Genomic DNA, 4,242 nt, shown 5'->3' on the forward strand with positions numbered 1-4,242 from the left:
GCCGCCGCGTCCGCCGGTGGCCGGGCGGGCCTTGGCCGGACGAGCCGACTGGCCGCCGCCGGGGCCGCGCCGCCGGCCGCGGTTACCGGCCACGTCGCGGTCATCGGAAGCGGCTGTGCCGGTGGTGGTTACCGGGGTGACCAGGGGAGCGATCGGCCCGACCAGCGCGGTCACCGCGGGCGACTGCGCGGTCACGCGCTCCGGGCTGACGTTCAGGCCGGCCTTGCGCAGCAGCACCGCGACGTCCTTGCGCTGCTCGGGCAGCACGACCGTGACCACGTCGCCGGAGGATCCGGCGCGGGCGGTCCGGCCCGAACGATGCAGGTACGCCTTGTGTTCGGCGGGCGGATCGACGTGCACGACCAGCTGCACGTCATCGACGTGCACGCCGCGGGCGGCGACGTCGGTGGCGACCAGCACGCGCGCGGTGCCCGCGGCGAACTGGGCCAGGTTGCGATCGCGGGCGGCCTGGGACAGGTTGCCGTGCAGATCGGTGGCCGGAATGCCGGCCGCGGTGAGCTGCTTGGCCAGGCGGCGCGCGTGATGCTTGGTGCGCATGAACAGGATTCGGCGGCCCTCGCCCGAGGCCAGGGCGTAGACCAGGTCGCGCTTGGCGTCGCCGCCGCCGCTGACCTCGAACACGTGGTGGGTCATGTCCGGCACGGGCGAGTGCGCCTCGTCGACCGAATGCGACAGCGGATTCCGCATGAAGCGCTTGACGAGCTTGTCCACGCCGTTGTCCAGGGTGGCCGAGAACAGCAGGCGCTGGCCGGTGGCGGGGGTGGCCGCCAGAATGCGGGTGACTCCGGGCAGGAAGCCCAGGTCGGCCATGTGGTCGGCCTCGTCCAGGACGGTGACGCGCACCGCGTCCAGCGACACCAGACGCTGCTTCATCAGGTCCTCGAGCCGGCCGGGGCAGGCGACCACGATGTCCACGCCTGCCTTGAGGGCCTTGGCCTGGCGGTTCTGCGGCACACCGCCGAAGACGGTGGTGACCTTCAGCCCGACGGCGCGGGCCATGGGCTCGAGCGCCACCGCGATCTGGGTCGCCAGCTCGCGGGTCGGGGCCAGGATCAGGCCGACCGGATGGCTGGGAGCGGTCGCGCCCGCGCCGTCGGCGAGGCGTTCGACCAGCGGAATCGAGAAGGCGAGGGTCTTGCCGCTGCCGGTGCGGCCGCGGCCGAGCACGTCGCGCCCGGCGATGCTGTCGGTCAGGGTCGCGGCCTGGATCGGCAGCGGGGCGTTGATGTCGTTCTTCGCCAGGGCGGCGACGATGGCCTTGCGCACGCCCAGGGCGGCAAAGGACACGGCAGAACTCGCGGGGGTATTCGTCATAGGGGGTACGGGTGCCTTTCAGCATCGGAAGTAGCCGCAGCGGTCACAGGACTGTTCGTCCGTACCTTGCTGAGTGCGCTGCGTGGCCGACGCGAAGAGAAGACATCCACGACGGAAGGAGTATGCAAGATCAATACTCGGTAGTCACAACCATAGCCCACCTCGCCGGATTCCCCGCTATCGCTGTGACGTGTCCGGCGTCTCCATCCGCCGGTGCGCCCGCGCCCTGCCCGGCGCGGGCGTGTGGCCCCGGCGCCCGCACGGGTGTGCGGGCCGCCGGGCCGGAACCGGTGGCGCTACATGCCGATTGCGTTCAGCAACCACCCGACGACGACCTCCTGGGGTGCGCCCATCAGGAATTGCGCTATCGCGTTGGAAAAGCCGTTGATGAAGTTCATCGCGCTGATCCTCCGTCGTAGTCGATGTCACCCCCGACTGGCCCGTCTGCCCGGTCCATCGGGGTCCGCGAGATGCCCGTTACCGATCGGCAATCGTGGTGGGCGGCTCGGCCGTTCGAGCTGTCCGGCGCTAGCGCGAACCGTTCCTGCCCGGTCGCGGCATGACGTTTCGGGTGCTGCGCGGGGGCAGCGGGCGAACCTGCCGGCGCTGGTGTGCGAGCTGCGCGGGGAAGGTGCTGTGCTGCTTTCGCATGTTACCGCCTCAGATGTAGTACTCTGCGTGAACTGACTGAAACGTAGTACTACGGATGGAGTGGTGTCAAGTGGTTCGGACGAATCCCGAGCGACGGCAGGCCCTGCTGGACGCGTCGATCGAGGTGCTGGCCCGCGAAGGGGCCCGCGGGCTCACGTTCCGGGCCGTGGACAAGGAAGCCGATGTGCCCGCGGGGACGGCGTCCAATTACTTCCCGGGCCGGGACGCCCTGCTCGTGCAGGTCGGGAACCGCTATTACGAGCGGCTCGTCCCCAGCGAGGAGGCGATGGCGAAATCGCGTGGGCCGCAGACACGCGAGTCGATGACCGAACTCATGACGGAGGTGGTCGAGCGGGTGTTCCAGTTCCGCACCGGCTATCTCGCGATCCTGGAGCTGCGGCTCGAGGCCACCCGCCGCCCCGAACTCCAGGCGCTGCTGACCGAACGGGTGCGCGCGGACCTGGATTTCAATATCGCCAACTACCGCGATTCGGCTCTGCCCGGTGACGAGGAGGCGGTGGTGATGCTCTATCTGGGCTTGAACTGGCTCATCCTGGATCGCCTCACCCTGCCGGGCCTGTTCGACGAGAAGCGTGCCGCCGAACTGGTGAAAACCCTGGTGGACCGGGCTATTCCGGCGACGTGAGGTTCGGGCGCCGGCGGTGCGCTCGCCGAATCCGGCGCGCTGCGCGCCGGATGGGCTAGGAGGGGAGCCCGCGCAGGATGCGCAGCAGGCTCGACGATCCGCTCTCCGGTCCGGTGGTGTCGGTGGAGCCGGTGGCGAGATCGCAGGCGGACCCGGCGATGCCGCTGCCGCTGTTCGCCGCCGGGCACACCGTGAAGGTCTCGGTTCGGGTGGAGTCGCCCTGCGTTGCCACCAGGGTGTACCGGCCCGGATGCCGCGGCGTCCAGGTGAACGTGGCCCGGAGGCCGTGCGCCGGGTCGACTTCGGGGGTCAGGTGACCCACGACCGTTCCCTCGGCGGTCAGGGTGACGGGTGCGGTGGCGTCGGCGCCGGAGGTGTTGACCCACACCGTGCAGGTCCCGTCGACGAAGCCGCATCCGCTCCAGTCGTATTCCTGGCCGACGACGACGGTGTCGATGTCGGCGATGGCCCGGGGTGCGAACAGCAGCGGCAGCGACAGGACCGCCGCTGCGGTGAGCCCGGTCCGGGCCACTTGCGAGAAGGTGCTCATGAACCGGATCGTATGTGGAATTGATTTGTTTCAAAGTGCTTCGGGTGCCCCAGGTTTCAGGGGTATCCGGGCGTCAGGTCTGGCGCAGCGGCTCGTATTCGTCGGCCTCGAGACCGAAGGTCCAGGCGACGCCCTGCTTGGCTGTCGTCGTGTCCGGGGGCACGCGGAGCCAGTAGGTGTTGAAGGAGCCGTCGGGTTCGGGGGTGGAGTTCACCACCTCGACCATGGCCACGTCCTCGTCGTCGGACAGCGGTATGCGCCAGAGGATTCCGGTCTCGTCGCGGTGTACGGGCTCGGCCTTGGACTCGGCCAGGTAGCGGTCGTAGCCGAAGTGCTCGAGCATGACGCGGCGGAGTTCGGCGTTCTCCTCGGCGCGAATGCGCGCGGGGGTCAGGGTCGCCAGCTCGTCGAAGAAGTCGTCGGGGACGGGCATGCCGTGCCAGGCGGCCAGGGCGAAGCCGTCGGCGTAGCGCAGGGCGGGGCCGTCCTCGCTGTGCAGGCGACCGGCCTCGTCGCGGTGCAGGCGGACCGGGCGTTCGCTGAAGACCACCACGTGTTCGAAGGGCCACCACCAGCCCGTGTTCCGGGCCAGATCGGCGAGCGGGGCCAGACGATCGCCGCGGTCGTGGAAGGCCACGAGCCACGGTGCGTCGTGCTGACCCAGGACGGCGTCGAGCAGGATGCCGCGAATCTCGCTCACCTGCGCGCCGCGGGTCGTCCGGGTCGCGGCGGTGTCGCGCGGGCCCTCGGGAGCCGGGCCGAGCAGGGCGTCGACCACCCCCGCGCGAATGCGGTCGGCCAGGGTGCGGGTGGTGTCCCACAGTTGCGCGCCGGTCGCATTCCACAGTTCGGCCCAGCCGGCGGGGCCCAATTCCCGATGCGCGCTTTCGCGTTCGGCCGCCCACGGTGCGGTGCGCACCGCCTCGCGGACCGAGTCGCCGCGGTGTTCCAGCGCGCGAATGGCGTGCACGGCAGCGAGCGGTGAATCGACCCAGACGTAGCGGGTCGGCACGGCGAGCCCGGCGGCGCGATAGGCCCGCCGCGCGGCGGCCTCGGCGGC

4 protein-coding genes are annotated in these 4,242 nt (G+C 70.5%); 1 reads left to right on the forward strand and 3 read right to left on the reverse strand.

Annotated features, from left to right (window positions below; translation table 11 throughout):
* A partial coding sequence (locus ABZ319_RS40140; RefSeq protein ID WP_354991838.1) for a DEAD/DEAH box helicase occupies positions 1-1,335 on the reverse strand: 1,335 nt, incomplete at its 3' end.
* 721 nt (positions 1,336-2,056) lie between these two features.
* On the opposite strand from ABZ319_RS40140, the gene ABZ319_RS40145 reads away from it, so the two are divergent.
* Positions 2,057-2,632 (forward strand): TetR family transcriptional regulator, encoded by a 576-nt coding sequence (locus ABZ319_RS40145; RefSeq protein WP_354991839.1) that lies wholly within the window; start codon positions 2,057-2,059, stop codon positions 2,630-2,632.
* 55 nt (positions 2,633-2,687) lie between these two features.
* Here the strand turns inward: ABZ319_RS40145 and ABZ319_RS40150 are convergent, their stop codons facing one another.
* Complete coding sequence (locus ABZ319_RS40150) at positions 2,688-3,182, reverse strand: hypothetical protein (RefSeq protein ID WP_354991840.1); 495 nt, start codon at positions 3,180-3,182, stop codon at positions 2,688-2,690.
* 73 nt (positions 3,183-3,255) lie between these two features.
* The coding region (locus ABZ319_RS40155) for a DUF6745 domain-containing protein (RefSeq protein WP_354991841.1) at positions 3,256-4,242 on the reverse strand (987 nt) is incomplete at its 5' end.

The organism is Nocardia sp. NPDC005978, from assembly GCF_040614455.1.
In the GTDB taxonomy this organism is placed as follows: Bacteria; Actinomycetota; Actinomycetes; order Mycobacteriales; family Mycobacteriaceae; genus Nocardia.

Bases quoted from the DNA above. Each gene is read 5' to 3' on its own strand.
- ABZ319_RS40150 (WP_354991840.1), bottom strand. From the start codon at position 3,182: ATGAGCACCTTCTCGCAAGTGGCCCGGACCGGGCTCACCGCAGCGGCG.